Raw genomic sequence first — 26,700 nt, forward strand, 5'->3', positions numbered from 1 at the left:
CTCATCTCCAGTTTTTTATTGTTCTGCCTGTTGCTTTCTTGGTTTTATCGATATTAATGGTCCCGTCTAGATTAAGAACGTACTTTACCTTCCCTTTTTTATCTATAACTTCAAGATGGTCCTTATGCATGCCATCTAGATAAATCCCAAAACCCTTTTTTAGATATTCATTATCAATTTTTTTAGTGAGTTTATAAATTGACTGACCATCATATTTAATTTTTGTTTTTGTAACAGAGTCTTTAATTAAAGTTCCAAATTCCATTTCAGTAAAGAACGTTTCCATGTTAGCTACTGGTTTGATATTACCTGTATAATTACCAGAATTAGATGTTTCAGATTTCATGTGAAGATTACTTTTTTCTTCAATTGCCTTTTTGAGTAATGATGTATTCTTCACGTTATGTGTATTTTCTATATCTTGAGCAATGCCGACCAAAGCTAGTTGTTTTTTATCTGTTATGAGTGAACTGAAGAAATCGTTTGTTTTTTTGACCCCTGTCTTCACATGAGTTGCTACTGTTCCACCTTCAACCACTTTACCTACCTTAGAAAGCTTGGTAGTCGTTTGCACTGCGGCACCTGCACCTTTTGGGCCAACGATATTTCCTATTACATAACTGATATAATGCCCTTTTTCGTAAGCATCGCCATTTACCATTTTATCATTCCATGAGTCGGCGAGGTTTGTCCAGATAATTTTTGAATAAGAAGGTACGCTCAAAACTGTTGTAATTGTTTTTGTCAGTTTAAGTTCGGTAGGGAGCTGCGAAAATTCCCATGTGCCCACGACCAAGTCTTTGACGCCATATATCGTATCGTCAATCACATCGTCAATTCCATCATTAACTCCATCGACGAAATCAATTACTGTCTTACCGGCATTGATCACACTTTCACCGGCAGCCTTCAGCTGTTTTGCTTGCTCAAGTTGCACCACATACTGTAACTGTGCAGGCTCAAGGTTCTCATACCCAATCTTCTTCGCAATTTCTAAATATTCATCAGGGTCAGATACACCATCCGCAAGCTTTTTCTTCAATTTTTCAATCTCGCGTTCCTTCGCTTCCTCTTTCTTAATCTTCAAGTAAGCCTCAGTCCGCTTTTCAATGTCGCCTTTTTTCTTATGTATGTCACTCTCACGGTACGCCTTTGCGTTGTAGTGGATGGGTGTAGCGTTTTTGCCTTTGCCCGTTGCTTCTTGGAGCTTTTGGAAATCGGACTTGATGAATTGTTCATTTGGCTCCGACAGGGCGTATTCTGTTTTCAGGTCTTCGTCCAAGGCGTCCAATTTTTCCAGTGTTTTTTTGCGTTTGTCGTTGGCATCGGCCAGCTCGTCTTTGAAGGTTTCTGTTGAAAACAGGTCGAGCGGGAGGATGTCGTCGATATCGTTCAGGATGTCTTTCATCGCTTTTTTCTGTTCGGACATGATGGATTTTGATTTTTTATTGGCATTTGCCAGTTCGTGCTCCAGGAAGGATTCTTCGATGTATGCGTCTGAGAGGCCTTTGTCCTCGGCGGCTCCGGCGATGCTGTTGAAAAATGCGATTTTCATGTCGATGTAGTCGATCCATTGGTCGGTGACGCCGACGTGGTCGTGGTAGAAGGCTTTGATGTTGCTGGCGCCTTTTCCTGAGAATTCACTGTCACTGAGATCAGCGACGCTTTTTAATGCTTTTCTCAAATTTACCATTTGCGTTCTTAGTTCTTTGTACTCTTTTGTACGGTCTGTCGCTTCCGAAAGCAGTGTTTTCGCTTCAAATACTTTCATGACCATTTCCCTTCTTTTGTTCACTCAATATCAAAATTTTACCACGGGGTGGGATGATGGTGGGTGTGAGAACGTGTTTTGGTGGAAAAATGAGTCATTTGGCATGTGTCTAAGTGCACGGTTTTGATATGATGATGATAGATCAATAAAAAGGGGAAGAGCTCATTTGGATAAAGATTTCTTAATCATAAAGATCAAGGATATTCAAAAAGGCGACACGCTAACGAACCGCGCCTGCGGGAACTGGGATATGAAATTGTCCAGAGCAAAGGAATGTAAACGGGCAATTGTTGTTCGGAGCGGTGTGATTTTAAATGTTTACAAGATCGTTGACGCTTGGGAATCTGATGAACCTGCAAAAATCACTAAAACGAATAATAGAGTCCGGTTTCAATTGGCAGAGTGCCGTGACTATTCTTATTTAATTGGCAGTACACTGAAAACAAAAACGCAAAATCCGGTTTCGAGTCTATCCTTAGAAACCTTAATGGAACTAGTAAAATAAAAGGAGCTATAGCATGTATCTCTATAAAGTAAATAACCAAAATCAGCTAGAAGATATTCGAGAGAAACCGTTTAAAAAAGAAAAAGAGATGCAGGATTTATGTGAGAATAATCTTCAGGAAATGTTAGGTCTCAGGTTTGTAAAATCCGAATTCAGAATTAATAATTTTCGCATTGATACGTTAGCATTTGATGATGAGACAAGTGCTTTTGTAATTATCGAGTATAAAAATACGAAGAACTTCAGTGTTGTTGACCAGGGCTACGCCTATTTAGCGGCAATGCTCAATCATAAAGCTGATTTTATTCTTGAGTACAATGAAAATCATGATTGTCCGTTAAAGCGGGATGACGTGGACTGGTCGCAGTCGAAGGTGATTTTTATATCTCCTGTTTTTACGGTGTATCAAAAGCAATCGATCCATTTTAAAGATCTGCCAATTGAATTATGGGAGATGAAAAGATACGAAAATGATCTGATCCAGTTGAATCAAATGAAGGCTGATGGCGTCTCCGAGTCGATTAAGACCATTTCGAAGCAAAGTGAAACCATTCAAGAGGTCAGCAAAGAAATTAAAGTGTTTTCTGAAGAGGATCACCTTGCAGATAAGCCGTTTGACATCGTAGAGCTTTATCAGCAGCTAAAGGAGTTCATTTTAAACTTGGACGATCATATATCAATCAAACCGACGAAGCTTTATGTTGCGTTTACATCTAATAAGCGAAACTTCGTTGATATTCTACTTTTAAAAAGTGGACTTAAGCTGTGGGTGAATATGAAAAAGGGTGAATTGCATGATCCTGATGAGAGAATGCGAGATGTCTCTGAGACCGGCCATTGGGGAAATGGCGACTATGAGATTTTCATAAAAGATGACGAAAACATTGAATATATTATGGGGTTGATCAAACAATCCTATGAGAAAAATAAGTGAGAACTTCCATTGAGAAGTTCTTTTTTATTGTGGCATAGCTAAAGAAGAATTCATTTCAGTCTCTTTCTGCTTCTGTAAAAATGAAATGTACAAACCGACAAAAGACCTATAAAATTAGAAAGCTACCATGAGAGAACAGAAGGGTGAGAAGAGACAATGAGTTATAAATTGGGTGCGCTGCTTTTATCTATTTTATTCCTATTATCGGCGTGTTCTAATAGCGGAGCTTCTGATAAGGATCAAGAAAAGCAAACTGTGAAGAAGGCGAGCGTTGCGAAGCTGACGGAGCAGGAAGTAAAATCAGCTTTGAAAAACGATATTGATTCGATCTTCAATGCATTTGATAAAGCGGGAAAAGAAAACGGCTGGAGCACAGCGAATAAGGCTGAATTCAGCAAGCTGCTGCCCAGTGTGCTGCCTTATGCAACAGAGACGTTTGCAGATCAGACCTTAAAGGATTTGGCCGGAGAGTACTATTGCGAGTGTGATGCTCCTTTTCAACCCGGCACTGATTTCGATGTGCGTTTTACATATGAACAGAACAAGAATAGGATAGAGGCTTCATCAATAGATCCGGCAACAGAATTAAACAACATGGGCACGTTATGGACGTTTGAATTGGTGCAGGAAGATGGCGATTGGAAGATCAACAATTGGGACAGTAAGTCGCTTCAAGGGGATGATATCAAGCTGACAAAAGAAGAAGCGAAAACGATTCTGTCTAGAAACGGTGAAACGGCGGAATTTGTGAAGTCCTATGAATCGAAGGCTGCCGGCGGAACAGCTTATCTTTTCAATGTGAAAAGTTCAAATGGGGAAAGACAGGCGGCGATCAGCTCAAAGGATACCAGTCTGGTAAGTGATAATGAAAACGAGACTGAGGCCCCGGAGCAAGAGACAGCTCAGAAGACTGCGGAAACCGCATTGCCTGATACAGCGGATACACAGAGCAGTGAGCAGACAACGGGAAACACAAAAACAGATTATGTTGTGAAATTGTCTGCGGCAGAAAAGAAAGAAAAGCACAATGATTATCAAAGTGATTATCAGATGATTGAGGATTACGGCTACAATTATCAAATGTGGGACGGATTGCTGAACGAGATATACGGCGTGCTGCAAAAGCAGCTTTCTGCCCCAGACATGGCAGCATTAAAAGTGAAACAGCGCCAATGGATGAAGGATAGGGATGCTGCGGCCCAGAAACGATATGATGAGGAGGGCGGCGGTTCATTATCCCGAGTCGTCCAAACGGAAGAGCTTGCCAAACAGACGAAAGAGCGCTGTTACGAGCTGGTGAATACGTATATGAAATAAGTGAAGGGCCTTGTGCCGCAACAATGTTGCAGGCACAGGTCTTTTTTATTCAGGTAATGAATCCTCTTTTTTATCGATATACAGTGTGCCGTCTGTTTGAACTTCTGCATAAAATACTTCTTTAGGATTTTGGATGCCTGCTTCTTTTAGCCGATCCATCAACCATTGCCTGTTCAGATGCAATTTTTTTAAATTGTCTTCTCTCACTTTTCCATCAGCTATGACTGAAGCGGAATGAGATACTTTCGCGTTTGCTCTTTGTATGTTCATATCCTTTTTTGTCACGCTTTGGTGTGCTTCCTTTTTCAAAACAGATACAGTGCCGTCCGATTCGAAAATAGCATAATCCACTTCGGCAATTGAAAATATATTTTTTTTGCGAAGCGAAGTTTGCAAAGTATCGATATCAATTCGGGCTTTTCTAAGCTCCTTCTCCATGATTTTCCCTTTTTTAATCAGAATGACAGGCTGTCCTACAACCGCATACCGAAAAGCGGGGAATGTAATATCCAGAAACCCGATGATGATTGTAAAAGCGCTCCACACCAACAAGGCGATGAATCCATTTCTCATACTGATTGTTGAGTCAATGGCAAGCGAGGCCCCGATCGTTCCAATGGATATGGCTGAAACAAAGTTAAAAAAGGTCATCTGGGAGATTTCTTTTCTGCCCATCAGTCTTGTTAACACCAGCAATGTGATAAAGGCGATGAAAAGTCTAATGATCAGTTGTGTGATTGGCATCGGCCATTCTCCTTTACATAGGATCTATTCATAGTGTTCCCATGCTTTTGTTTTTTTATTTTCATTAAAAGCTTTTAAAAAAGGGGATTTGAATGCTTTTGACAGGATGAAAAAGAAAATTCTTCCTTCTGTATTGTTTTCAAAATTTGGGATTGATAGAATATGACATATCTCATAGAGAAGGAGGGAAGCCGTTGAGTCAAGCCATACCGTCTTCGCGTGTAGGTGTTAAGATTAATGAATGGTATAAAATGATTCGCCAGTTCAGTGTTCCGGATGCTGAGATTCTGAAAGCGGAGGTGGAGCAGGACATTCAGCAGATGGAAGAGGATCAGGATTTGCTGATCTATTATTCTCTGATGTGTTTTCGGCACCAGCTGATGCTGGATTATTTGGAGCCGGGACAAACATACGGGAATCGCCCTACAGTGACAGAGCTTCTTGAAACGATTGAGACCCCTCAGAAAAAACTCACAGGCCTTTTGAAATACTACTCTTTGTTTTTCCGCGGCATGTATGAATTTGACCAAAAAGAATATGTGGAAGCAATCGGGTTTTATCGCGAGGCGGAGAAAGAACTGCCGGTTGTGTCTGATGAAATTGAGAAAGCGGAATTCCATTTTAAAGTGGCAGAAGCGTATTATCACATGAAGCAAACCCATGTGTCGATGCATCATATTCTTCAAGCCTTAGACATTTATCAAAACCATCCCTTATACAGCATTAGAACCATACAAAGCTTGTTTGTGATCGCCGGCAACTATGATGATTTCAAACATTATGATAAAGCGCTCCCGCACTTAGAAGCGGCGCTGGAATTGGCAATGGACATTGAAAATGACAGGTTTATCGCTATTTCTCTATTGAACATCGCGAACAGCTATGACAGATCAGGAGACGATCAGATGGCTGTAGAACATTTCCAAAAAGCGGCGAAAGTAAGCAGAGAGAAAGTCCCTGATCTGCTTCCGAAAGTCTTGTTTGGATTAAGCTGGACATTATGTAAAGCGGGCCAGACACAGAAGGCGTTTCATTTCATAGAAGAAGGGCTAAACCGTATCACAGCACGTTCTCACAAATTTTATAAAGAATTGTTTCTGTTCTTAGAGGCCGTGTACAAGGAGACTGTTGATGAACGCAAAATTCATGATCTTTTAAGCTATTTCGAAAAAAAGAACCTGCACGCGTACATTGAAGCATGTGCCCGGAGTGCTGCCGCTGTGTTTGAAAGCAGCTGTCACTTTGAACAAGCTGCTGCGTTTTATCGGAAAGTGCTGAAAGCTCAAGAAGATATTCTAAAAGGAGAGTGTTTATATGCCTATTAAGAAAAAAGTGATGATGTGCCTGGCTGTTACTCTAGTTTTCGGAAGCATTTCGTTTCCATTCCTGACAAACTCGGGCGGCGTTAAGGAATCAACAGATCGAAATACGACGTATATTGATCATTCCCCTTACAAATTCATGAGTGATCAGAAGAAGAAAGCCCTTAGCTAGGGCTTTTTCTTGCTTTACGGAAGACGTTCAATTTTCCACATCGCGGCATTCCTTCTATTTCTAACGCAAGACACTCGAAACAACCAAACCATTTGAGGTATAATGGATAAAGTGAATAACAGCATTTAGATTGATATATATGAAAGAGAGTGGAACATCATGGGCCGTAAGTGGAACAATATTAAAGAGAAGAAGGCGTCTAAGGACGCGAATACGAGTCGGATTTATGCGAAGTTTGGCCGTGAGATTTACGTGGCGGCGAAGCAGGGCGAGCCTGATCCGGAATCTAACCAGGCACTGAAGGTTGTGCTTGAGCGCGCGAAGACTTACAGCGTGCCGAAAAACATCATTGAGCGTGCGATCGAGAAAGCGAAGGGCGGAGCGGAAGAGAATTACGATGAGCTTCGTTATGAGGGCTTCGGGCCGAACGGATCAATGATTATCGTTGATGCGCTGACGAATAATGTAAACCGTACGGCGCCGGAAGTGCGTGCGGCGTTCGGGAAAAACGGCGGAAACATGGGTGTGAGCGGATCTGTTGCTTACATGTTTGACGCGACGGCTGTAATCGGTGTGGAAGGCAAAACAGCTGACGAAGCGCTTGAAATCTTGATGGAAGCGGATGTCGATGTCCGTGACATTTTGGAAGAGGAAGACAGCGTGATCGTATATGCCGAGCCTGATCAATTCCATGTGGTTCAAGAGGCGTTTAAAAACGCGGGCGTTGAGGAATTTACAGTAGCGGAGCTGACAATGCTTGCGCAAAGCGAAGTAACGCTTCCGGATGATGCGAAGGAACAGTTTGAAAAACTGATTGATGCCTTAGAGGATTTGGAAGACGTTCAGCAGGTGTATCATAACGTTGATTTAGGCGAGTAAGGAGTGAGCAGGCTGTTATAGCCTGCTTTCTTTTTTTGTCCTAGAAATTGTTTTAGCTGTATGTAGGCGACCGCCTATACGATCTGTAAGGTATTCTCATACTCTGGACTGTAACCTAAGTGAAGGAGAGAGTGAATATGACTGATACTGATACAAGACAGATCTATGGCGGACCTGGTTTTGGCGCTTTTCCAGGCTACGGCATTGGCCGTCCGGGGTTTGGCATGTATGGAGGACTAGGCTATCCGGGCTATGGGATGTACGGAGGCTACCCAGGCTACGGCGGCATGTTTGGGGGTTACCCAGGTCATGGGATGTATGGGGGCTACCCAGGCTACGGCATGTCTGGAGGGTATCCAGGCTATGGCATGCATGGAGGAGTCGGCGGCTATCCGGGATATGGTGCGTACGGCGGTGGTTACCCAAGCGGCGGTTATGGAGGCTCTCCGGGAGCTGTAAGCTTTCCGAGCATGCATCATGAAAACGATGGACATCACCACTATTATCACCATCACCATGATGGAAAAGATAATCTTCATCACCACCATCACCATGTTGGTAAGGATAATCACCACCATCATCATGATGGTCATTATGGCCACCATCACCACCATATGGGCCATTGGGGAAAAGACGGCTTTAAATAAAGAAGATGATGGTAAAAAGGGGACACTCTTGCAGATCAAGAGTGTTTTTTACCTTTTTTTCTTGACTGTTCAGTCTAAAAACTGGTAACATTTGTTTCAGGAGGTGATCGTTTTTTGGGGAGGAATAAAGAATTTGATACGGCGCTTGTTCTTCATAGGGCGATAGAGGTTTTCGGAGAGTATGGCTACGAAGGAACGTCTCTTCAGGAACTGCTCTCTCATTTAGGCATTGCGCGCCAGAGCTTGTATGATACGTACGGCACGAAGCGTGATTTGTTTTTGTCCGCTGTGAAAACGTATCTTGAAGGGAAAAACACTGCTGTTATGGAAAGGCTTGAAGCGCCAGGATCTGTAAAGGAAGCCATTCGTGATATTTTTCAGGAGGGTGTCAATGCCCTGAGGGATCGGGAACGGGCGAAGGCGTGCTACATTATGAACAGCGCGATTGAACAGATCCCGCATGACCCTGAGCTTGCCCGGTATTTTGAAAGGCAATCCAAGCAGCTTGAGGACGCTTTTTATCATGCGCTTTTAAGGGCGAAGGATCAAGGAGAATTGAATGGCGAAGATCCTGATATATCTGCGCTTGCCCGGTACCTGAATCAAAGCAGGCTGTCACTGACATTTATTGCGAAAGTGACGGCAGATATGGATCGTCTTCAGGACCATGTTGACGTGAGTTTATCAGTGCTTGACTAACATGTGGTAAAGAATTCTTTGCCCATGTGTGCATTTTTTGGACTGAATGGTCTGAAAATAAAAAATGAGGTGAATGTTGATGAATGAATTTGAAAAAGCATGTGAAACATTGAGAAAGTTTATGGCTTATATGCTTGAGAAGGACATGAAGAGCTGGGTGGAGCTTTGGGATGAGAATGCTGTATTTGAGTTTCCTTATGCGCCGGAGGGATCACCAAAAAGAATAGAAGGGAAAGCGGCCATTTACGATTATATTAAAGATTATCCTAAGCAGATTCATCTTTCTTCATTTACCGCTCCGACAGTGTACCGTTCAGCAGATACGAATACGATGATTGCGGAGTTTCAATGTGACGGCCATGTGGTTGAGACTGGGCTGCCTTATCGCCAAAGCTATATCAGTGTTATCGAAACAAGAGATGGCCGCATTGTGTGTTATAAGGATTATTGGAATCCGCTTGTTGTAAAAGAGGCCTTTGGAGGATCACTTTTGCAAACAGAGGAGAGTGGAAAATGATGAAACAGAATCCGATTTTAATCACGGGCGGGACCGGCACAGTCGGCAGCCGAATCGCCAGCCGTTTAATACAGCTGGGGTACAGAGTGCGTATTGCAAGCCGAAAAAAGGGTGCGCTTGCTAATGCAGAGTATGTGTATTTTGATTGGAAGGACGCCTCCAGTTTTACGCCTGCCCTAGAACAGGTAAAAGACATCTATCTTGTTGCTCCGGTCGGTGTACTTGATCCGGCTCCCTATGTGCTTCCCTTTTTAAAGGAAGCAAGGCGTCTCGGTGCAAAGCGGGTAGTGATGCAAAGTGCGTCTGTTGTCTCCGAGAATGGTCCTGTGTTTGGCGCGCTTCACCAAGCAGTGCGCGAGTTTCCAGAATGGACGGTACTGCGGCCTTCATACTTTATGCAAAATTTCATCAATGTCCAGCATCGAATGTCGATTCAAAATGAGGAGCGCATCATCACGGCTTCGGGCGAGGGAAAGCTAGGATTCATTGATGCTGATGACATCGCAGAAACAGCTGTCCGTGCTTTGATTGATGCCGTCCCTCATCAAACACATCATATCCTGACAGGACCAGAGGCGCTGAGCTATGCCGAAGCGTCAGAGATCATCGGTGCTGCGGCGGGACGCCGGGTGGAGCATGTCAGCATTTCTCGTTCTGAGCTGCAGAATAGGATGGAGGCAGCTGGTTTGCCGGCTGATTATGCCGGTTTTATGGCGGGGCTAGATGAAGCAATCAGCCATGGTGCGGAACATCGGGTAACGGATACAGTGAAGCGTGTGACAGGAAAAGAACCACGTTCGCTCTCAGAGTTTGCGGCTGCTCATGCTGCATATTGGAAACACTGACCTCATTTTGGACTGAATAGTCTAGAAAGACCTTCGGCTCTTCCGAAGGTCTTCTTATTGAAAAAGCTAAGTTGTGTTTCAGTCATAATCATGCCTCCTGCCTCATACCTATTAAGGTCATTGTTTTTGAGAAAGGAGGAGCCGGAATGAAGGATATGCAGCCGTTTACGCCTGTCAAATCATATACGCCCTTTCACAGCCGTTTTGATCCCTGTCCGCCCATAGGGAAGAAATATTACAGAACGCCCCCTAACCTTTATATGACCTTTCAGCCTGAGCACATGGAGCAGTTTTCGCCGATGGAGGCTTTGAGGAAAGGCACCCTTTGGAAGGATCTCTATGATTTTTATGAAAACCCTTATCGAGGGGGAGACGCACATGGCAAAAAAGGTTGACGCCGAATATTATCGCCAGCTTGAGCAAATACAGGCTGCTGATTTTGTGCTTGTTGAGCTGAGTCTTTATTTAAATACACATCCTCATGATGAGGATGCGCTGAAGCAATTCAATCAATATTCCGGCTATTCAAGGCACTTAAAAAGACAGTTCGAATCCTCTTACGGACCGCTTCTGCAGTTTGGCAACAGCCCCGCGGGCAAGGATTGGGATTGGGGAAAAGGGCCATGGCCGTGGCAAGTATAAGGAGGAATGCCTGAATGTGGGTGTATGAAAAGAAGCTGCAATACCCTGTCAAGGTCAGTACGTGCAACCCGACGCTGGCGAAGTATTTGATTGAGCAGTATGGCGGAGCGGACGGCGAGCTGGCCGCGGCTCTCCGTTATTTGAACCAGCGTTATACGATTCCTGATAAGGTCATCGGCCTTTTAACAGACATCGGCACGGAGGAGTTTGCCCATTTGGAAATGATTGCGACCATGGTCTATAAGTTAACTAAAGACGCCACACCGGAGCAGCTACGCGAAGCGGGGCTTGGCGATCACTACGCCAATCACGATGGTGCACTATTTTATCACAATGCGGCGGGCGTGCCGTTTACCGCGAGCTATATCCAAGCGAAGGGCGATCCGATTGCCGATTTATATGAAGATATTGCCGCAGAAGAAAAGGCGCGGGCGACGTATCAATGGCTGATTGATATTTCGGATGATCCTGATTTAAACGATTCCCTGCGTTTTTTGCGTGAGCGTGAAATTGTGCACTCCATGCGCTTCAGGGAAGCGGTTGAAATTTTAAAAGAAGAACGGGATAAAAAGAAGATTTTCTAATAGGCAGATTGGCCTCTCTTTCATACACCCTTTTACATACAGAGAAAATGGTCTGTTTTTGCGGTTTGGTCTGCATTATAATCAAGGTGTGTGTGCAAGCTTACTTTTTGATTGGGAGGCCTTTATGTCAGCTTTTAAGATGAAGAACGAAACGATTGCAGATGGATTTTACGCGTGTCCGGCCGTCTATGAGGATGCAGAATCGATTACTGGATTGCTCGTCCGAACAGCTGAATGGCTCCGGGATCGGGGTTCTAACCAATGGAGCGGACTGCTGGAAGGCCACGATACACATGATATCACGGGTTCAATTGCAGATGGACATGTGTTTGTGTTTAAAAAAGATGAAGAGCTTGCGGCTGTCGTGATGCTGCTGCCTGAACCGAGTGAGTGGGACCGGACGCTTTGGGGAGACGATGGGCATGAGGAGTCTATTTATTTGCACCGCCTCGCAGTAAGCCGCCGGTTTGCGGGACAAGGACTTGGAGCACGCGTTCTTCAGTGGGCGGAGACGGGCATACACTTTCCAAGAAAAACGCGGATCCGGCTTGACTGTGTCGCTGATAACGACGCCTTGCATTCCTTTTATCGGCGTATGGGATATGAATTCATGGGTGCTGATGCATCCGGATATCATTTGTTTGAGAAAGAGATTACGGCAGAATAAGCGTCCTTTCAAGGAGGCTTTTTTGTCTTTTTCTAAAAAGGAGGGCAGGCGATGGTGTGGCCAATTTTATTTATGAAAGGGATCGTGACGGCTTGTCTGTTCACTGGCGTATCTGCTTTGATGCGGATGAAGTTTCCTGACAAAAGCCGGCCGGAATGGATATTGGCCGGGCTGATCGTCCTTGGTATGTTTGCGATCTGGTACAGCCTCGTGTATGTACGCGGCTAGGGCTGCGCTCGGAATGCTTGGGTTCAATGTCATTTGCGGAGCCATTGCCGGATATTTGCTCGATAAGGCCATCCGGCGTTACAGGAAAAGATAAGGCTGCTGCCGTCTCTCATTATGTCGAAATTTTCACAGAACGGCAGGAATTTTCTTTCGAAAGGAGAAATACATATTACTTTAAAATGAAAGCGTTTTCCGTAGCGGGAAGGTGATGTTGATGATACACAGTGTGACAAATGGGCTGGATCGTTTTTGTACGTGGGTGATGAGACTGGCCTATTTGAATGTGCTTTGGATTTTGTTTTCTCTTGCAGGCCTGGTTGTGTTTGGGCTGATGCCCGCTACTGCCGCGATGTTTACAGTGGCGAGAGAATGGGCGAAGGGGAATACAGATGCCCCGGTGTTTTCTGTCTTTTTTCGGGCGTTTAAAAAGGAATGGCGGGCATCACAGATCCTCGGGCTTATCGTTGTAACGGCTGCCCTGTTTCTGTTTGCGGATATGCGGATCGCGGCTCAGATGGATCAGCCTGTGCTCGTCAACGTGTTCCTGAGCATCAGCTTGATTTTCGCGTTTGTTGTGCTGTATGTGTTCCCGGTGTTCTCTCATTTTGACGTGAAAATCAAAGAGGTGCTAAGCATCAGCTTTTTGATTGCCTTCAGCCGCCCGGCGGTGACGCTTTTGATGGCGGCGGGCGCTGTCGGTGTGCTTTGTCTCGTTCTGTTTCATGTCACATTTTTGCTGTTTTTCAGCGGGAGTTTGCTCAGCCTGATCTTAACGAAGCTGTCCTTTAAAGCGTTTCGGTCAATGGATCAGCGGCAGGAGAAAGAAAAGGCGGCATGAAGAAAAGAGTTGCTGGCTGGTACAGGCGGATGAAGATTAAGGATAAGCTGTTTGTGTTTCTATCGTTGATTATGGCCGTATCCTTTCTGTTTGTATACAGCGGGGTGCAGTATGCCTTTCATGTGTATGATGAACAGATTTACCGCAAGTCCTCGGAGGTGCTGCGGATGTCTTCTGAAAGGATCGAAGACGAGCTGAAAAAGATAGAGGATGTGTCATATGAAATCATTACAGACGAACAGATTCAGCGCATCCTGAGCATGCAAAATCGGGATGATACGTATGATCAATATCAAATGAAGCAGGAGCTCTGGGATCAGCTTGCGGGATATGCCAGCGATGAAAAGTACATCGATTCCATTCATTTAATTGATGCCCGCGGCGCAGAGTATTCAGCCGGAAGCAGTTCTTCAGATCTTTTGAAGCAGGAGCAGGAAGAGGTATTTAAGCGAGCGAAGGCGAAAAATGGAAGAAATCTTTGGATGACGCTCGGCGGCTCTGATCCCGTCCTGATTTCAGCACGGCAGATCAGAGCCTATCACCAGCTGAGTTTGAACGGCTTGGGCATGGTGCTGATCCAAGTCAATATCAAACAGATGATTCGTGATGTGCCGAAGGATTGGGGCGATTCAGTCGGAGACATTATGATTGCTGACCAAGGCGGGAATTTGGTGTATACGGCACATGCATCAGCGCATGTTCCTGAGGCAGCAAAGGAGACGCTGAAGCACCCAGGTTATGACTTGATAAAAAAGAATGGCAAACGTTACTTTATTTCTTACCTTCAATCATCCTATCAAAATTGGAGCTACTATAACGTCATCCCCTTTGATCAGATGTTCGCAAAAATTTCCTTTATGAAAACAGTGATTGGTACATGCTTTCTTCTCTTTTTCTGTGTGGTTTTGCTTTTCGGAAGGAAAATCGCCAACAGCATCACGGAGCCGATTGAACAGCTTGTGACCGCGATGAAATCGGTACAGCACGGCGGCATTGAAGCGGGTGTGTCGCTTTCTCTGCCGGAGCAGACACAAGATGAGGCTGGCATGCTGAACCGCCATTTTACTGTCATGATGAAACGAATTAATGAGCTGATGGAAGAAAATGTGGAAAAACAGCTCATCATTAAAGAAACCGAATTGAAAGCACTGCAAGCCCAGATCAACCCGCATTTTTTATATAACACGCTCGAGTCAATCAATTGGCTCGCAAAGGCGAATCAGCAAAAGCAAATCTCTAAAATGGTGGAATCGCTCGGTTTTCTTCTGCGAAACAGCATACATATGAAGAAGGATATCGTGACCATTCAAGAGGAGGCGGACATCGTACTCCACTATATGACTATTCAGCGATTTCGATTTGAAGAGCGTCTGAACTTCTCGTTGGATATTGACGATGAGGTCAAGCATTGCCTCATTCCGAAACTGACGCTCCAGCCGCTTGCGGAAAATGCGATTCAATACGCGCTTGAACCCTTTACAAGGCCATGCGCCATCCGGATTCAGGCGAAAAAGGCGAAGGACTGTGTCTGTATGACGGTCGAAGATAACGGCCCTGGCATGGATGAACGGATTCTTGAATCAACAGGAGGAAGAGGAATCGGACTGTGGAATATTCGTGAGCGCATCAGCCTGACATTCGGAGAGCCATACGGATTGCGTATTCAAAGTAAGCATGAAAAGGGAACGAGGATTGTGATCACAATACCGTGCCGAAATGAGGTGGTGTAATGTATAAAATACTGCTGGCTGATGATGAGAGGATTATCCTTGATGGAATGGCGGGAATCATTGAGTGGGAGACGCTTGGCGCTTCACTGATCGGTAAAGCGCAGAACGGACATGAAGCATATGAAAAGATTGTACATAAGCAGCCGCATATCGTCATCACAGACGTCAAAATGCCTGGCATGGACGGGCTTGAGCTGATCAAAAAGGTATCAGCCGTCAGCCCGTCGGTGCAGTTTATCGTCCTGTCCGGGTTTGGAGAGTTTGAGTACGCAAAGGAAGCTATGAAATATGGGGTGAAGCATTATTTGCTGAAGCCTTGCAATGAACAGCAGATTATCAGCTCGCTGGAGGAAATCATTGCTGAGCTGAAGCGGCAAGATGTGCGGAAAAAGAAAACAGACCACCTGATACACGAGCTTGACCATATCCGCTCCTTTGCTGCCGATCAATACTTGGAAGGCTTGATCGCCGGTGTCGTCCAGCTGTCTCCTCCGCCTTCACTTGCCGGAAAAAAGGTGCGCCTCTTGATCTTAAAAGGGGAACAATCTATTGATGCCGCAGCCAGAGAGGCACTCGGGTCGGCACTTACAGCGGTTTGCAGCAGCGGAGAATGGACCGTGCTCGCCGTAGAGGAGAATGCCGCTGAAAAGGCGGCGGAGGTTTTTGCGGACCGCAAGCTGGCCATCAGTCAGGCGGGAGAACTCCGGCACGCGGGGCAGCTGTTTCGTGACACAGCTGAAGCGTCTGGTGACCTGCACGGGAGCGCAGTGATTTCAAAAATGATCAGGCTTATTGCCGACGAGCTCGGAAATCCGAATCTGTCCTTAAAATGGGCGGCGAAGGATATGCTGTTTATGAATCCTGATTATCTCGGGAAGTTATTTAAGCAGGAAACAGGCGAAAAATTTTCCCAATATGTTACACGAGTGCGTCTTGAGTATGCGATGAAGCAGATGAAAATGAGGCGGGACGCGAGTGTATCAGAGATTGCTGAAGAAATCGGGTTTGGCGATAATCCGAAGTATTTCAGTCTTGTTTTTAAAAAATATACCGGTCTGACACCGTCAGAATTCAGAAGAAAACAGGGAGGCGCTTCCGCAGGATAGCCATCTCTGTTTTTTTGACTTTCGCCACTGTTTTTTGAGTGTTTCGCCCTATCCGAACGCTTTAAAATAAAATGTAAGCACTTACATTAAAGGGGGGATTGGTTTGAAGAAGATTTGTTACGTGCTGTTATCGCTTGTCTGCGTCTTTTTTTTCAGCGGTTGTTCAGCGGGTGAAGAGGCCTCGGGGAAAAAAGAAGACGTTACACTCAGAATCGCATGGTGGGGCGGGCAGCCAAGGCATGATTATACAACAAAGGTAATTGAACTTTACGAGAAAAAGAATCCGCACGTCCATATTGAAGCGGAATTTGCGAACTGGGATGACTACTGGAAAAAGCTCGCGCCCATGTCTGCCGCCGGCCAGCTTCCTGATGTCATCCAAATGGATACCGCTTACTTAGCCCAATACGGAAAGAAGAACCAGCTGGAAGATTTAACGCCGTATACAAAGGATGGAACGATTGATGTCAGTTCAATCGACGAGAATATGCTGTCGGGCGGAAAAATTGATAATAAGCTCTATGGGTTTACGCTAGGCGTCAACGTGCTGTCTGTGATTGCGAATGAGGATTTGCTGAAAAAAGCCGGTGTGTCTATCAATCAGGAAAACTGGACGTGGGAGGATTACGAGAAGCTGGCGTATGATCTTCAGGAAAAGGCCGGCGTCTACGGCTCCAACGGAATGCATCCGCCTGATATATTCTTCCCTTATTATTTGCGCACGAAGGGTGAGCGTTTTTATAAAGAAGACGGCACTGGCCTCGCATATCAGGATGATCAGCTGTTTGTCGATTATTTTGAACGGCAGCTGAGGCTGGTGAAAGCGAAAACGTCCCCAACACCTGATGAAAGCGCACAGATTAAAGGGATGGAGGATGATTTTATCGTCAAAGGAAAATCAGCGATTACATGGAACTACTCCAATCAATATTTGGGCTTTGCCCGGTTGACAGACTCGCCGCTGTCTCTCTATCTGCCGCCGGAGCAAATGAAGGAAAAGGCGCTGACACTGAAGCCGAGTATGCTGTTTTCCATTCCGAAAAGCTCTGAGCATAAAAAAGAGGCCGCCAAATTTATTGATTTCTTCGTGAACAATAAAGAGGCAAACATGCTGATCAAAGGCGAGCGGGGAGTACCAGTATCCGACAAGGTGGCGGATGCGATTAAACCGAAACTGAATGAGGAAGAAGCCAACATCGTGAAGTATGTGGAAACCGCATCAAAAAACATCAGCAAAGCCGATCCGCCGGAGCCTGTGGGAAGCACGGAGGTCATCAAGCTGCTGAAGGACACGTCTGATCAGATTCTGTATCAGAAGGTATCGCCGGAAAAAGCCGCCAAAACGTTCCGGAAAAAGGCCAATGAGATATTAGAGAGGAATAATTGACGGGAAATGGGGCTGACGCAATGAAACAAAGCCGGAGTATGAGAAAAGACAATCTGGCGGGATATGCTTTTATTTCTCCGTTTATCATCGGATTCCTATGCTTTACGGTGATTCCGATGGGGGCGTCCCTGTTTCTGTCCTTCACAAGCTATGACTTGTTTACGGCGCCGAAATGGATCGGGCTCGGCAACTTTAAGGAAATGTTCACGGGTGACGAAAAGTATTGGCAGTCGCTGAAGGTGACGTTTACGTATGTGCTTGCCGGGGTTCCGCTCCGCCTCGGCTTCGCACTTTTTATCGCTGTCATTTTAAACAATGCAGCAAAAGGAACGGCCATTTACAGAACGCTCTTTTATCTGCCTTCGATCATTGGCGGGAGCGTCGCCGTGGCGATTATGTGGCGCAATATTTTTGGCAATGACGGGGTCATCAATGCGCTGCTGTTTTTTGTCGGGATTGATCAAAAAATTCTTTGGTACCAGAATCCGACAAGTGCGCTGTGGACATTGATTCTGCTGTCCGTCTGGCAGTTCGGGTCGTCAATGCTGATTTTTCTGGCCGGGCTGAAAAACATTCCGTCTTCGTATTTGGAAGCGGCAAGTGTGGATGGGGCAAATCGGGTGCAGCGTTTCTTCAAGATCACGCTTCCGATCCTTACACCGATTATTTTCTTTAACCTAGTGATGCAGACGATTTCTGCTTTTATGACATTTACACCTGCCTATATCATTTCGAAGGGCGAGGGCGGGCCGCTTGACGGGACGCTTCTGTATTCGCTCTATTTGTTCCAGCGGGCGTTTAACTATTTTCAAATGGGCTACGCATCAGCGATGGCGTGGGTCATGCTTGTCATTGTCGGGCTGATTACGCTGATCCTGTTTAAAACATCGTCCTATTGGGTTCACTACGAGTCAAAGGAGGAATGACGGATGGAGCCGGTCAACCAGCCTGTCAGAGAAGTCCCGGTTTTTGAGAGAAAAAAAGCTGGGCGCGTCAGGCCCAAACACATACTGTTCCATGTTTTTACGGTATCGCTGGCGGTGTTATTGCTGTACCCGGTCATTTGGCTGTTTGTCAGCTCGTTTAAGGAAAGCGCCAGTATTTTTACAACCTCTCATTCTCTCGTTCCCGACCCTTTTATTCTCAGTAACTATACTGAAGGGTGGAAGGGTATCGCGGGACAGCCGTTCCTGACGTTTATTAAAAACTCGGCGATTATTGTCGGGCTTTCAACAATCGGCGCCGTCCTGTCATCGGCTGTCATTGCGTATGGATTTGCGCGTATTCCGTTTAAGGGAAAAAAGTTTTGGTTCGCTTGCATGATGGGGACCTTAATGCTTCCCCATGAAGTGCTGATGATTCCGCAGTATATTATGTTTGCGAAATTAGACTGGCTGAACTCCTTTAAACCGATTGTCGTTCCGCAATTTTTCGGGCATGCGTTTTTTATATTTCTGATGATCCAGTTTATCCGGACGATTCCCGAGGAGCTGGATGAGGCCGCGCGAATCGACGGATGCGGGCGCTTTGCCTGCTTTTGGCGGATCATTCTCCCGCTGATTGCCCCGGCGCTTGCGACGTCTGCGATTTTCTCCTTCTACTGGAAGTGGGAGGAGCTGATTCAGCCGCTTTTGTATTTGAATAAACCGGAGCTTTACCCTGTTTCACTTGCGCTGAAGCTTTTTCTCGATACGGAATCGGCTTCGAACTGGGGCGCGATGTTTGCCATGTCAGCCGTTTCGTTATTGCCTGTGATTCTTGTATTCTTTTTGTTTCAGAAATATATCGTTCAGGGCATCAGTACGACCGGATTAAAATAAAAAGGAGTGTTGCAGATGGCACAGCTTATCTTTGATGAAGAAAAGGTGGCGTCCGTCATTGATCGGATCGTGAAACGGACATTTCAGATGGATTTTGCGTGGGATTGGCCGGGCGGCGTCGCGTTTTACGGCGTGGCGGAGGCCTACGAAGCGACGGAAAACGAGGAATATATCAATCTGCTAAAAACGTGGGTGGATGAACAGTTGGAGGATGGGCTGCCGCCGCTTTCGATCAATGGGGTTTCTATCGGGCATACGCTTTTGTTCCTCCACAAGGTGACGGGTGATGACATGTATTTGGAAACAGCGGGCGAGATGGCGGAATATGTGCTGCATAAGGCGCCGCGCTTTGGCGAGGGCATCCTTCAGCATACGGTGAATGCGGCAGAATACGTATTCCCTGAACAGGCATGGGCGGATACGCTGATGATGGCGGGGCTGTTTATGCTGAGAATCGGGCGCGTGATGGAGCGTGAGGATTATTTTGAAGATGGTCTGCGCCAGTTTCACGGACATGAGGACGTGCTTCAGGACCCTGTCACGAATTTGTACTACCACGCCTGGGACAACAAAGCGCAAAATCATCTGTCGGGAATTTATTGGGGCAGGGCGAACGGCTGGGCGGCACTCACAATGGCAAAGGCGCTCCCGCTCATTGAGGTGACGCATCCTTCCTTTATGATCATTGACGGATCGCTCAGAGACCAGCTGAGCGCGCTTGTCCGGCTTCAGGATGAATCAGGGCTGTGGCATACGATTTTGGATGATCCGGATTCTTATCTAGAGGTTTCGGCCTCGGCCGGCATTGCCTCTGCTCTGCTGTCGAGCGGAAAGCTGTATACAAAATATGTGCAGAAATCGCTTGCCGCCATTTTGGATGCGGTGGAAGAGGACGGACGGGTCAGCAAGGTATCGGCCGGGACAGCCGTCATGAAAAATGCCGAAGGATACAAACAGGTGCCTTGCAAACGAATACAAGGATGGGGACAGGGGCTTGCGCTGACGTTTCTTGCTGATGTGTTGAGAACGAAAAAACGCGTGTATCAGTAAAGACCAGCGGCGGGGGGAAAGGGATGAAAAAACAGCCTCAACAGAAGGAACGGGTTTCTCACTGGAAGGGAACGTATTTCAAAAGAAACTTTTTCTTCATTTTGCTGATTGCCTGTATTCCCGGATTGCTGACTGGCGGCGCAATCTATTTTCTTTCGATCGACAAGGTGGAGAAAGAGCTGCAGAGATCGCATGAAGCACAGGTGGCGCGTGAGGTCAGCCGAATGGATGAGAAGCTGGGAGTGCTTGAGCTGGCTCTCACCCAGATGGCATACGATTCTTCGCTGATGAACGGATTGGCCGAGAGAGATTTGGAGAAAGACTTTACGTTCTCCTATCAATTAACGAAAAAGCTGTTTCTTTTGCGGGACCAGCAGCCGCTGATCGAGCAGGCTTCCATCTTTTTGAACAGCCCCCGGCCACTTGTGCTGAGCCCTGAATACAGCGCTTTGACAGAACAGGAGGCGCTTCGCAAGTATCGCTCGCTGCTTGCCTCAGACCAAAGCATTTATTGGAAACGGTCGGGAAATCAAGCGAAGCTGATCCAGCTCATTCCGGGCGCGGCGGAGAAACCGTTCGGCGCGATCATGCTGACGGTTGATCTGAAAGAAATGGAATCGATCCTGCAAAGCTTGTCCCCTTATCCTGATGGCAGTGCGCTGCTTTTGGATCAAAGTCAAGAGGTTCTCTTTCATGAGGGGGAAAAAGATTTTGAAAAGACTTTGCTTCATGAGGTAAAAAAACAGCCGAATGAGGAAGGCCATTTTCAGATGGAATGGGACGGCAAGGTGTATTCCGTCTCCTTTGGAGAAATGAACCGAATGCATCAGCAATGGACCTTTGTTTCAGCGGCGCCTCTTTCTGCCATTACAGCGCCGATGGTGTTTTTATCCAAAGTGATCCTCTTGATGCTTGTCATTTGCATCGGTTTGGCAGTATGCATGACATGGTATGCATCAAAAAAAATCTATCATCCCATCCAGCATTTGCTTGGCTTGTTTAACGGTGGAGAGAAGAAAGTATGGCAGGCATCCGGACAGGATGAATTCAAGTGGATTGAAAAGAGATGGCAGGATCTATCCCTTGAAAGCCGGAAGCTCCAAGAGCAGCTCCTGCGGCAGACGCCCCATATGAAAAAGAGTTTTTTGCAGCACCTCTTGCAGGGTGATTTTTACTATGACAACGAGGAAAGTCTCAGATCTCGGATGGAGGAGGCCGGCTGGAACATCGGCGAAAACGTGTTTCATGTGCTGGATCTTCAATTGACAGGAATCTTCTGTGAAAAAAGCATTTTCTGTTGTGATGATGAACAGCTCGCTGTGTTTACACTGACTAATATCGCTGAGGAATTGGCGGCTAAACGCGTTTTTCAGCTCTTCATACTTGATATCGGCCGGCTTTCTGTCACCATGCTTGTGATGACAACAAACAGTTCTGATCTCAAGGTGTATATAACGGAGCTGGCACGCCAATTTGGGGATGTAACCGGACTAAGCCTGACCGCGACATTGAGCAGCAAGACGGATCGTGTCACGGAAATCCCTTCTTTATTTCAGGATGTGAAAAGCGGCAAATCCCGCAGGCAGTTTGCCAACCGGGATCAGGTCATTGACTTGCAGGCCGACTTCCCTCAGGATGAGCAGTTCGCTCCTTATTACCCTTTTGAGCTGGAAAAACAAATTGTTCAGGCCATCCGGCTGGAAAGAAAACAGGAAGCCAAGGAACTGATAAATAGATGTATGAAGGAACTGGCGGAAAAGGCGGCCATAGACAGGCATGTGCATTCCGCCCTGATTCAGCTGTTTTCCCGCATTCAGGAGGATATTTTGCATTCCGGGCTCAATCCCAGCGAACTGTTTCAGCACCGGAATCTGTTTCTTGATATTTCAGAATTACGCGAACCTAATGAAGCGGCGGCCTGGCTGCTGGATGTAGTGGTGAGGCCTTACCTTTCCAAGCTTGAAGGCAGAAAAAACAGACAGCAAAAGCAGCTGGTAGAACGTGTGATTGCGATGATTCACGAACAGTATATGGCGGATATTTCATTGGAAAGCTGTGCCGATGCGCTTGGCATGAATTCATATACGTTAAGCAAGGCATTTAAGCAAGTGACTGGCATTAATTTTATCGATTATGTGACCCAGATCAGAATCGAAAAGGCGAAAGAACTGCTGGTCAATACGAATAAAAAAATTCATGACGTGTCAGAAGAAGTCGGCTACCGCCACAATTACTTCAACCGGATTTTTAAAAAACAGGTCGGCATGCCGCCGGGTGTCTTCAGGCAAATGTATCAGGAAACGCCGTGAAAGGAGAGAACATGTGATGAAGAAACCGATTCAAGTATTTTTGGCCGGGGATTCCACTGTGAGTGACTGCCCGCCTAATGAAGCGCCGATGGCGGGGTGGGGGCAGGTAATCGGGCAATTGTTTTCTGAAGAGGTAGTGGTGCTTAATCACGCCAAAGGAGGAGCGAGCACCAATTCTTTTGTGGAGGAAGGGAGGCTTCAAGCAATTGCCGAGCGCATCACACAAGGCGATTATTTGTTGATTCAATTCGGCCACAATGACCAAAAACCGCGGGGGACGAAGCCGTACTCCACATTTCAGCAGTTTCTTACCTTGTTTGCAGATACGGCACGCGAAAAGGGCGCGCATCCTGTGTTCGTCACATCGGTGCAGCGCCGCCGCTTTGATGAAAACGGACGGATTGAGCATACGCTCGGTGAGTATCCAGATGCGATGAAAGCACTGGCGAAGGAGCTCGATGTACCTGTGATTGATCTGCTTGCGAAAACAAAGGTTCTGTATGAAGCATACGGGCCGGAGGAGTCGAAGCGATTGTTCGTTTGGTTTCAGCCGAATGAACATCCGAATTACCCGGACGGCATTGAGGACAATACGCATTTTTCAGAAGAAGGTGCAATGGAGGTTGCGAAGCTTGTGGCAGAAGGCATTGAAGAGCTCGGACTTCCGCTTAAGGACCATCTTGTGAGCCGGGAGGGAAAAGAACATGTATAAGGAAGGCGCTTGCCTGTATCGCAATCCGCTCCGGTCAGAAAGCGATGTGAAGGACTGGCGGATGGAGGGAGGCGGACAGATCTCATTTGATGATCATAGCTTGCACCTGTCACATGTCCAGGACGAAGCGCACTTTGTCTTTTGGTGTCCGGAAACCTTTCCAGACGGCATCATGGTGACATGGGATTTCTTTCCGATTGAGCAGCCTGGACTGTGTATGCTGTTTTTTTCCGCTACGGGGATTGGGAGCGAGGATTTATTTGATCCAAGTCTCCAGAAAAGAACGGGAAAATACCCCGAGTATCATTCAGGGGACATCAATACTCTACACCTGTCGTATTTCCGCAGAAAATACCCGGAGGAAAGAGCATTCCGCACCTGCAATTTAAGAAAAAGCCGCGGTTTCCACCTCGCCGCAATGGGAGCCGATCCGCTGCCTTCTCCAGACGACGCTGATTCTCCGTATCGTATGAAGCTCATTAAAGACAAAGGCTATGTGCACTTTTCAATCAATGATCTGCCCATTCTTGAGTGGATGGACGACGGCAGCACATACGGGCCTGTATTAACAAAAGGAAAAATCGGGTTCCGGCAGATGGCGCCCATGAAAGCCGCTTACAGGGATTTTGCCGTACATCAAGCGGTGAGAAGATGAAGACGACCGTAACGGATGCGCTCTATGCAGGCTGCGAAGCGGTGGTGAAAATCGCATGGCTCAACGGGCTGTGGCTGTTGTTTACCCTTTTGGGCGGCGTTCTTTTCGGATGGGCCCCGAGCACAGCCGCGATGTGTGCCGTTATAAGAAAATGGCTGATGGGGCAAAAGGATGTACCGGTATTTCCGTTATTTCTCGATACCTATAAAAAAGAGTTTCTCAAAGTTAATGCGATCGGATTGGCGTTTTCGGCTCTTTTGCTCATATTGTCCGCGAACTATCATTATTTTTCGGCCAGTACGGATTGGCTGTCCTTTGCCGTAACAAGCTGCACGCTGCTCGCGGGGCTATTGTATATCATTGCGCTGATGTATGTGTTTCCCCTTTATGTGCATTACCAGCTCCCGCTTCGCAAATATATTCCGCAGGCGCTGCTGTTTGGCGCCATGAGGCCGATGACGACCTGCTGTATGCTGATCGGGTGCGGATTTGTCCTTTATTTGCTGTATACGCTTCCCGGCCTCATTCCATTTTACGGCCCATGTTTATTTGGGCTTGTGATGATGTTTTTTGCTTTTAGGGGATTTCAAAAGGCGGAGGCCCAGCATCACCAAGCCGGGTAACAAAAAAATGACACATACGCAAAAAAGTGCAGTGTCCGAAATAGGCAGATGCAAAAAAGTGAAATTGAAGACAGCTCACACAGCGCATAAAATCCAATTTAAGTAAGCGCTTACAGATAAATGAGAAGGAGCTGTCTGATGATTACACGAAGGAAACGCATGTTTACCGCTGTTATGTTATTGGTCTTGTTGGTGATGGGAGCCTCTGTATATCCTGTGAAAGCTGAAGGGGCAGCGCGGCAGATGGAAGCGCTGAACCGGGGGCTTGTAGCGGTCAAGACGGATGGAGGCATTTTTGTCAGCTGGCGGTTTCTTGGAACCGAAAACGCATCTTCTTTGTTCAATGTGTACAGAGACGGGCAAAAACTGAATGCTGCGCCTGTCAAAGCCACGAATTATGTGGATAAAAACGGATCGGCCGGCTCAACGTATACGGTTCGGGCCGTCGTTAACGGAACCGAACAGGCGGCATCTGAAAAAGCCTCCGTATGGGCGCAGCCGTATCATTCCGTCCCGCTGGATAAACCGGCTGGCGGCACGACACCAAAGGGTGAAGCTTACACGTACAGCGCCAATGACGCAAGTGTTGGCGATGTGGATGGTGACGGGCAATACGAGCTAATCCTGAAATGGGACCCATCTAACTCAAAAGACAACTCGCAGGATGGCTATACGGGTGACGTGCTGATTGACGCCTATAAACTTGACGGAACGAAGCTATGGCGGATCAATCTCGGCAAAAACATCAGAGCGGGCGCGCACTACACCCAGTTTATGGTGTATGACCTTGATGGTGACGGAAAAGCGGAAGTGGCGATGAAAACGGCGGACGGGACAAAAGACGGCACTGGAAAAGTGATTGGAAATGCCAATGCTGATTACAGAAATGAACAGGGGCGTGTGCTGTCAGGGCCGGAATACCTTACTGTGTTTCAGGGGGCAACCGGGAAAGAACTTGTGACTGCAAATTTTGAGCCGGCACGCGGCAATGTATCGGATTGGGGAGACAGCTACGGCAACCGTGTTGACCGTTTTCTCGCCGGCATCGCCTACCTTGATGGACAGCGGCCGAGTCTGATCATGACTAGAGGGTATTATGCTAAAACCATGCTTGTCGCTTATAACTTCAGGGACGGAAAGCTGTCAAAGCTTTGGACGCTTGACTCCTCAAAGTCAGGAAATGAAGCGTTCGCAGGACAAGGGAATCACAACCTGAGCATTGCGGACGTTGACGGGGATGGAAAAGATGAGATTATTTTCGGCTCAATGGCTGTTGATCATGACGGCAAAGGCATGTACTCAACCGGCTTAGGGCATGGGGATGCCCTCCATACCGGGGATCTTGATCCGAGCCGGCCGGGGCTTGAGGTGTTTCAAGTACATGAGGACAAAAACGCCAAATACGGCTTAACCTTCCGTGATGCGGCAACTGGAAAAATCCTTTGGGGCGTTTATGCCGGCAAGGATGTAGGCCGCGGAATGGCTGCTGATATCGACCCGCGTTATCCGGGGCAGGAAGTGTGGGCCAACGGTTCCCTTTACTCAGCGAAAGGGACCAAAATCGGAAGCGGGGCTCCGTCCTCGACCAACTTCGGAATATGGTGGGACGGCGACCAGCTGCGAGAACAGCTGGACAGCAACCGAATTGATAAATGGGATTATCAAAACGGCGTATCGAAAAATGTGCTGACCGCATCAGGCGCAGCCGCTAACAACGGTACAAAAGCAACGCCGTCACTTCAGGCTGATCTGTTTGGTGACTGGCGTGAGGAAGTGGTGTGGAGAACGGAGGACAGCAGTGCGCTCCGCATTTATACGACGGCCATTCCGACTGAGCACAGACTGTACACGCTGATGCATGATCCTGTGTACCGGCTTGGCATCGCCTGGCAAAATGTCGCCTATAACCAGCCGCCGCACACAAGCTTCTTTTTAGGAGACGGCATGGCGGAACAGCCAAAACCGAATATGTATACGCCTTAACTGAAAGGGGGAAG

The 26,700-nt window shown here is 46.7% G+C and carries 27 protein-coding genes and 2 pseudogenes; 27 read left to right on the forward strand and 2 right to left on the reverse strand.

Going from position 1 to position 26,700, the window contains the following annotated elements:
* Position 1 precedes the first annotated feature (1 nt).
* Positions 2-1,771 (reverse strand): ribonuclease YeeF family protein, encoded by a 1,770-nt coding sequence (locus BLL41_RS13280; RefSeq protein ID WP_071578194.1) that lies wholly within the window; start codon positions 1,769-1,771, stop codon positions 2-4.
* A gap of 166 nt (positions 1,772-1,937) precedes the next feature.
* Here BLL41_RS13280 and BLL41_RS13285 point away from each other — a divergent pair, with 166 nt between their 5' ends.
* The 3 genes from BLL41_RS13285 to BLL41_RS13295 all read left to right on the forward strand — a co-directional run bounded on the left by BLL41_RS13285 (position 1,938) and on the right by BLL41_RS13295 (position 4,527).
* Positions 1,938-2,276, forward strand: coding sequence for a hypothetical protein (locus BLL41_RS13285; protein ID WP_059335966.1), 339 nt, complete (start codon positions 1,938-1,940; stop codon positions 2,274-2,276).
* Between the two features lie 13 nt (positions 2,277-2,289).
* Positions 2,290-3,210, forward strand: a complete 921-nt coding sequence (locus tag BLL41_RS13290; RefSeq protein WP_071578195.1) for a DUF5655 domain-containing protein — start codon at positions 2,290-2,292, stop codon at positions 3,208-3,210.
* A gap of 156 nt (positions 3,211-3,366) precedes the next feature.
* Positions 3,367-4,527 carry a lysozyme inhibitor LprI family protein gene (locus BLL41_RS13295; RefSeq protein WP_071578196.1) on the forward strand — a complete coding sequence of 387 codons (1,161 nt, stop codon included), beginning with the start codon at positions 3,367-3,369 and terminating at the stop codon, positions 4,525-4,527.
* A 45-nt stretch (positions 4,528-4,572) separates the two neighbouring features.
* Here the strand turns inward: BLL41_RS13295 and BLL41_RS13300 are convergent, their stop codons facing one another.
* A complete protein-coding gene (locus BLL41_RS13300) occupies positions 4,573-5,271 on the reverse strand; it encodes a YetF domain-containing protein (RefSeq protein ID WP_071578197.1) in 699 nt (232 codons plus the stop codon).
* A gap of 194 nt (positions 5,272-5,465) precedes the next feature.
* Between BLL41_RS13300 and rapH the strand changes: the two genes are divergently transcribed.
* The 24 genes and pseudogenes from rapH (at position 5,466) to rhgW (ending at position 26,686) form a co-directional block, all read left to right on the forward strand.
* On the forward strand, positions 5,466-6,596 hold the full coding sequence (gene rapH / locus BLL41_RS13305; RefSeq protein ID WP_071578198.1) for a response regulator aspartate phosphatase RapH: 1,131 nt from the start codon (positions 5,466-5,468) through the stop codon (positions 6,594-6,596).
* Positions 6,586-6,765 (forward strand): phosphatase RapH inhibitor PhrH, encoded by a 180-nt coding sequence (phrH, locus tag BLL41_RS13310; protein ID WP_071578199.1) that lies wholly within the window; start codon positions 6,586-6,588, stop codon positions 6,763-6,765. The genes rapH and phrH overlap by 11 nt, the downstream gene beginning before the upstream one ends.
* Before the next feature lie 159 nt (positions 6,766-6,924).
* Positions 6,925-7,644 carry a YebC/PmpR family DNA-binding transcriptional regulator gene (locus BLL41_RS13315; RefSeq protein WP_071578200.1) on the forward strand — a complete coding sequence of 240 codons (720 nt, stop codon included), beginning with the start codon at positions 6,925-6,927 and terminating at the stop codon, positions 7,642-7,644.
* 257 nt (positions 7,645-7,901) lie between these two features.
* Complete coding sequence (locus tag BLL41_RS13320; protein WP_371261919.1) at positions 7,902-8,291, forward strand: hypothetical protein; 390 nt, start codon at positions 7,902-7,904, stop codon at positions 8,289-8,291.
* A gap of 114 nt (positions 8,292-8,405) precedes the next feature.
* Positions 8,406-8,990: a TetR/AcrR family transcriptional regulator gene (locus BLL41_RS13325; protein WP_071578202.1), complete on the forward strand. Its 585-nt coding sequence runs from the start codon at positions 8,406-8,408 to the stop codon at positions 8,988-8,990.
* A gap of 73 nt (positions 8,991-9,063) precedes the next feature.
* On the forward strand, positions 9,064-9,507 hold the full coding sequence (locus tag BLL41_RS13330; protein WP_071578203.1) for a nuclear transport factor 2 family protein: 444 nt from the start codon (positions 9,064-9,066) through the stop codon (positions 9,505-9,507).
* A pseudogene (locus tag BLL41_RS13335) lies at positions 9,504-10,372 on the forward strand (NmrA family NAD(P)-binding protein). The gene BLL41_RS13330 and the pseudogene BLL41_RS13335 overlap by 4 nt, the downstream one beginning before the upstream one ends.
* Positions 10,373-10,498: 126 nt before the next feature.
* Positions 10,499-10,747, forward strand: a complete 249-nt coding sequence (gene cotJA / locus BLL41_RS13340; RefSeq protein ID WP_003219489.1) for a spore coat-associated protein CotJA — start codon at positions 10,499-10,501, stop codon at positions 10,745-10,747.
* Positions 10,731-10,994, forward strand: coding sequence for a spore coat protein CotJB (gene cotJB / locus BLL41_RS13345; RefSeq protein WP_003219491.1), 264 nt, complete (start codon positions 10,731-10,733; stop codon positions 10,992-10,994). The genes cotJA and cotJB overlap by 17 nt, the downstream gene beginning before the upstream one ends.
* A 14-nt stretch (positions 10,995-11,008) precedes the next feature.
* Positions 11,009-11,578: a spore coat protein CotJC gene (gene cotJC, locus BLL41_RS13350; protein WP_003219494.1), complete on the forward strand. Its 570-nt coding sequence runs from the start codon at positions 11,009-11,011 to the stop codon at positions 11,576-11,578.
* 124 nt (positions 11,579-11,702) lie between these two features.
* Entirely contained in the window at positions 11,703-12,245 is a 543-nt protein-coding gene (locus BLL41_RS13355) for a GNAT family N-acetyltransferase (protein ID WP_071578207.1), read from the forward strand.
* Positions 12,242-12,567 (forward strand): annotated as a pseudogene (locus tag BLL41_RS13360) (YesK family protein). Before BLL41_RS13355 ends, BLL41_RS13360 begins: the two are co-directional and overlap by 4 nt.
* A gap of 114 nt (positions 12,568-12,681) precedes the next feature.
* A complete protein-coding gene (locus BLL41_RS13365; RefSeq protein WP_083428009.1) occupies positions 12,682-13,311 on the forward strand; it encodes a YesL family protein in 630 nt (209 codons plus the stop codon).
* On the forward strand, positions 13,308-15,041 hold the full coding sequence (yesM, locus tag BLL41_RS13370) for a two-component system sensor histidine kinase YesM (protein ID WP_071578211.1): 1,734 nt from the start codon (positions 13,308-13,310) through the stop codon (positions 15,039-15,041). Before BLL41_RS13365 ends, yesM begins: the two co-directional genes overlap by 4 nt.
* Complete coding sequence (yesN, locus tag BLL41_RS13375) at positions 15,041-16,147, forward strand: two-component system response regulator YesN (protein ID WP_071578213.1); 1,107 nt, start codon at positions 15,041-15,043, stop codon at positions 16,145-16,147. Before yesM ends, yesN begins: the two co-directional genes overlap by 1 nt.
* 103 nt (positions 16,148-16,250) lie before the next feature.
* Complete coding sequence (locus BLL41_RS13380; RefSeq protein WP_071578215.1) at positions 16,251-17,534, forward strand: ABC transporter substrate-binding protein; 1,284 nt, start codon at positions 16,251-16,253, stop codon at positions 17,532-17,534.
* A complete protein-coding gene (locus BLL41_RS13385) occupies positions 17,531-18,460 on the forward strand; it encodes a carbohydrate ABC transporter permease (RefSeq protein ID WP_083428010.1) in 930 nt (309 codons plus the stop codon). The genes BLL41_RS13380 and BLL41_RS13385 overlap by 4 nt, the downstream gene beginning before the upstream one ends.
* Positions 18,461-18,463: 3 nt before the next feature.
* Positions 18,464-19,354: a carbohydrate ABC transporter permease gene (locus BLL41_RS13390; RefSeq protein ID WP_071578217.1), complete on the forward strand. Its 891-nt coding sequence runs from the start codon at positions 18,464-18,466 to the stop codon at positions 19,352-19,354.
* Between the two features lie 15 nt (positions 19,355-19,369).
* Positions 19,370-20,404, forward strand: a complete 1,035-nt coding sequence (gene yesR / locus BLL41_RS13395; RefSeq protein WP_071578219.1) for a rhamnogalacturonyl hydrolase YesR — start codon at positions 19,370-19,372, stop codon at positions 20,402-20,404.
* 23 nt (positions 20,405-20,427) lie between these two features.
* Positions 20,428-22,713, forward strand: a complete 2,286-nt coding sequence (gene yesS / locus BLL41_RS13400) for a transcriptional regulator YesS (RefSeq protein ID WP_071578220.1) — start codon at positions 20,428-20,430, stop codon at positions 22,711-22,713.
* Between the two features lie 13 nt (positions 22,714-22,726).
* On the forward strand, positions 22,727-23,425 hold the full coding sequence (gene rhgT / locus BLL41_RS13405; RefSeq protein ID WP_083428011.1) for a rhamnogalacturonan acetylesterase: 699 nt from the start codon (positions 22,727-22,729) through the stop codon (positions 23,423-23,425).
* On the forward strand, positions 23,418-24,080 hold the full coding sequence (locus BLL41_RS13410; protein ID WP_071578222.1) for a YesU family protein: 663 nt from the start codon (positions 23,418-23,420) through the stop codon (positions 24,078-24,080). The genes rhgT and BLL41_RS13410 overlap by 8 nt, the downstream gene beginning before the upstream one ends.
* Positions 24,077-24,703: a YesL family protein gene (locus BLL41_RS13415; protein ID WP_071578223.1), complete on the forward strand. Its 627-nt coding sequence runs from the start codon at positions 24,077-24,079 to the stop codon at positions 24,701-24,703. Before BLL41_RS13410 ends, BLL41_RS13415 begins: the two co-directional genes overlap by 4 nt.
* 138 nt (positions 24,704-24,841) lie before the next feature.
* Positions 24,842-26,686, forward strand: a complete 1,845-nt coding sequence (rhgW, locus tag BLL41_RS13420; protein WP_071578225.1) for a rhamnogalacturonan lyase — start codon at positions 24,842-24,844, stop codon at positions 26,684-26,686.
* The last annotated feature ends 14 nt before the right edge of the window (positions 26,687-26,700 follow it).

Source organism: Bacillus sp. FMQ74, from assembly GCF_001875785.1.
Lineage (GTDB): Bacteria > Bacillota > Bacilli > Bacillales > Bacillaceae > Bacillus > Bacillus stercoris.

Bases quoted from the DNA above. Each gene is read 5' to 3' on its own strand.
- BLL41_RS13280 (WP_071578194.1), bottom strand. From the start codon at position 1,771: ATGAAAGTATTTGAAGCGAAAACACTGCTTTCGGAAGCGACAGACCGT.
- cotJC (WP_003219494.1), top strand. From the start codon at position 11,009: ATGTGGGTGTATGAAAAGAAGCTGCAATACCCTGTCAAGGTCAGTACG.
- BLL41_RS13410 (WP_071578222.1), top strand. From the start codon at position 23,418: ATGTATAAGGAAGGCGCTTGCCTGTATCGCAATCCGCTCCGGTCAGAA.
- yesR (WP_071578219.1), top strand. From the start codon at position 19,370: ATGGCACAGCTTATCTTTGATGAAGAAAAGGTGGCGTCCGTCATTGAT.
- cotJA (WP_003219489.1), top strand. From the start codon at position 10,499: ATGAAGGATATGCAGCCGTTTACGCCTGTCAAATCATATACGCCCTTT.
- BLL41_RS13415 (WP_071578223.1), top strand. From the start codon at position 24,077: ATGAAGACGACCGTAACGGATGCGCTCTATGCAGGCTGCGAAGCGGTG.
- yesS (WP_071578220.1), top strand. From the start codon at position 20,428: ATGAAAAAACAGCCTCAACAGAAGGAACGGGTTTCTCACTGGAAGGGA.
- cotJB (WP_003219491.1), top strand. From the start codon at position 10,731: ATGGCAAAAAAGGTTGACGCCGAATATTATCGCCAGCTTGAGCAAATA.
- BLL41_RS13290 (WP_071578195.1), top strand. From the start codon at position 2,290: ATGTATCTCTATAAAGTAAATAACCAAAATCAGCTAGAAGATATTCGA.
- phrH (WP_071578199.1), top strand. From the start codon at position 6,586: ATGCCTATTAAGAAAAAAGTGATGATGTGCCTGGCTGTTACTCTAGTT.
- rhgW (WP_071578225.1), top strand. From the start codon at position 24,842: ATGATTACACGAAGGAAACGCATGTTTACCGCTGTTATGTTATTGGTC.
- BLL41_RS13300 (WP_071578197.1), bottom strand. From the start codon at position 5,271: ATGCCAATCACACAACTGATCATTAGACTTTTCATCGCCTTTATCACA.
- BLL41_RS13390 (WP_071578217.1), top strand. From the start codon at position 18,464: ATGGAGCCGGTCAACCAGCCTGTCAGAGAAGTCCCGGTTTTTGAGAGA.
- BLL41_RS13315 (WP_071578200.1), top strand. From the start codon at position 6,925: ATGGGCCGTAAGTGGAACAATATTAAAGAGAAGAAGGCGTCTAAGGAC.
- BLL41_RS13330 (WP_071578203.1), top strand. From the start codon at position 9,064: ATGTTGATGAATGAATTTGAAAAAGCATGTGAAACATTGAGAAAGTTT.
- BLL41_RS13355 (WP_071578207.1), top strand. From the start codon at position 11,703: ATGTCAGCTTTTAAGATGAAGAACGAAACGATTGCAGATGGATTTTAC.
- yesN (WP_071578213.1), top strand. From the start codon at position 15,041: ATGTATAAAATACTGCTGGCTGATGATGAGAGGATTATCCTTGATGGA.
- BLL41_RS13295 (WP_071578196.1), top strand. From the start codon at position 3,367: ATGAGTTATAAATTGGGTGCGCTGCTTTTATCTATTTTATTCCTATTA.
- yesM (WP_071578211.1), top strand. From the start codon at position 13,308: ATGAAGAAAAGAGTTGCTGGCTGGTACAGGCGGATGAAGATTAAGGAT.
- BLL41_RS13320 (WP_371261919.1), top strand. From the start codon at position 7,902: ATGTACGGAGGCTACCCAGGCTACGGCGGCATGTTTGGGGGTTACCCA.
- BLL41_RS13365 (WP_083428009.1), top strand. From the start codon at position 12,682: ATGTTGATGATACACAGTGTGACAAATGGGCTGGATCGTTTTTGTACG.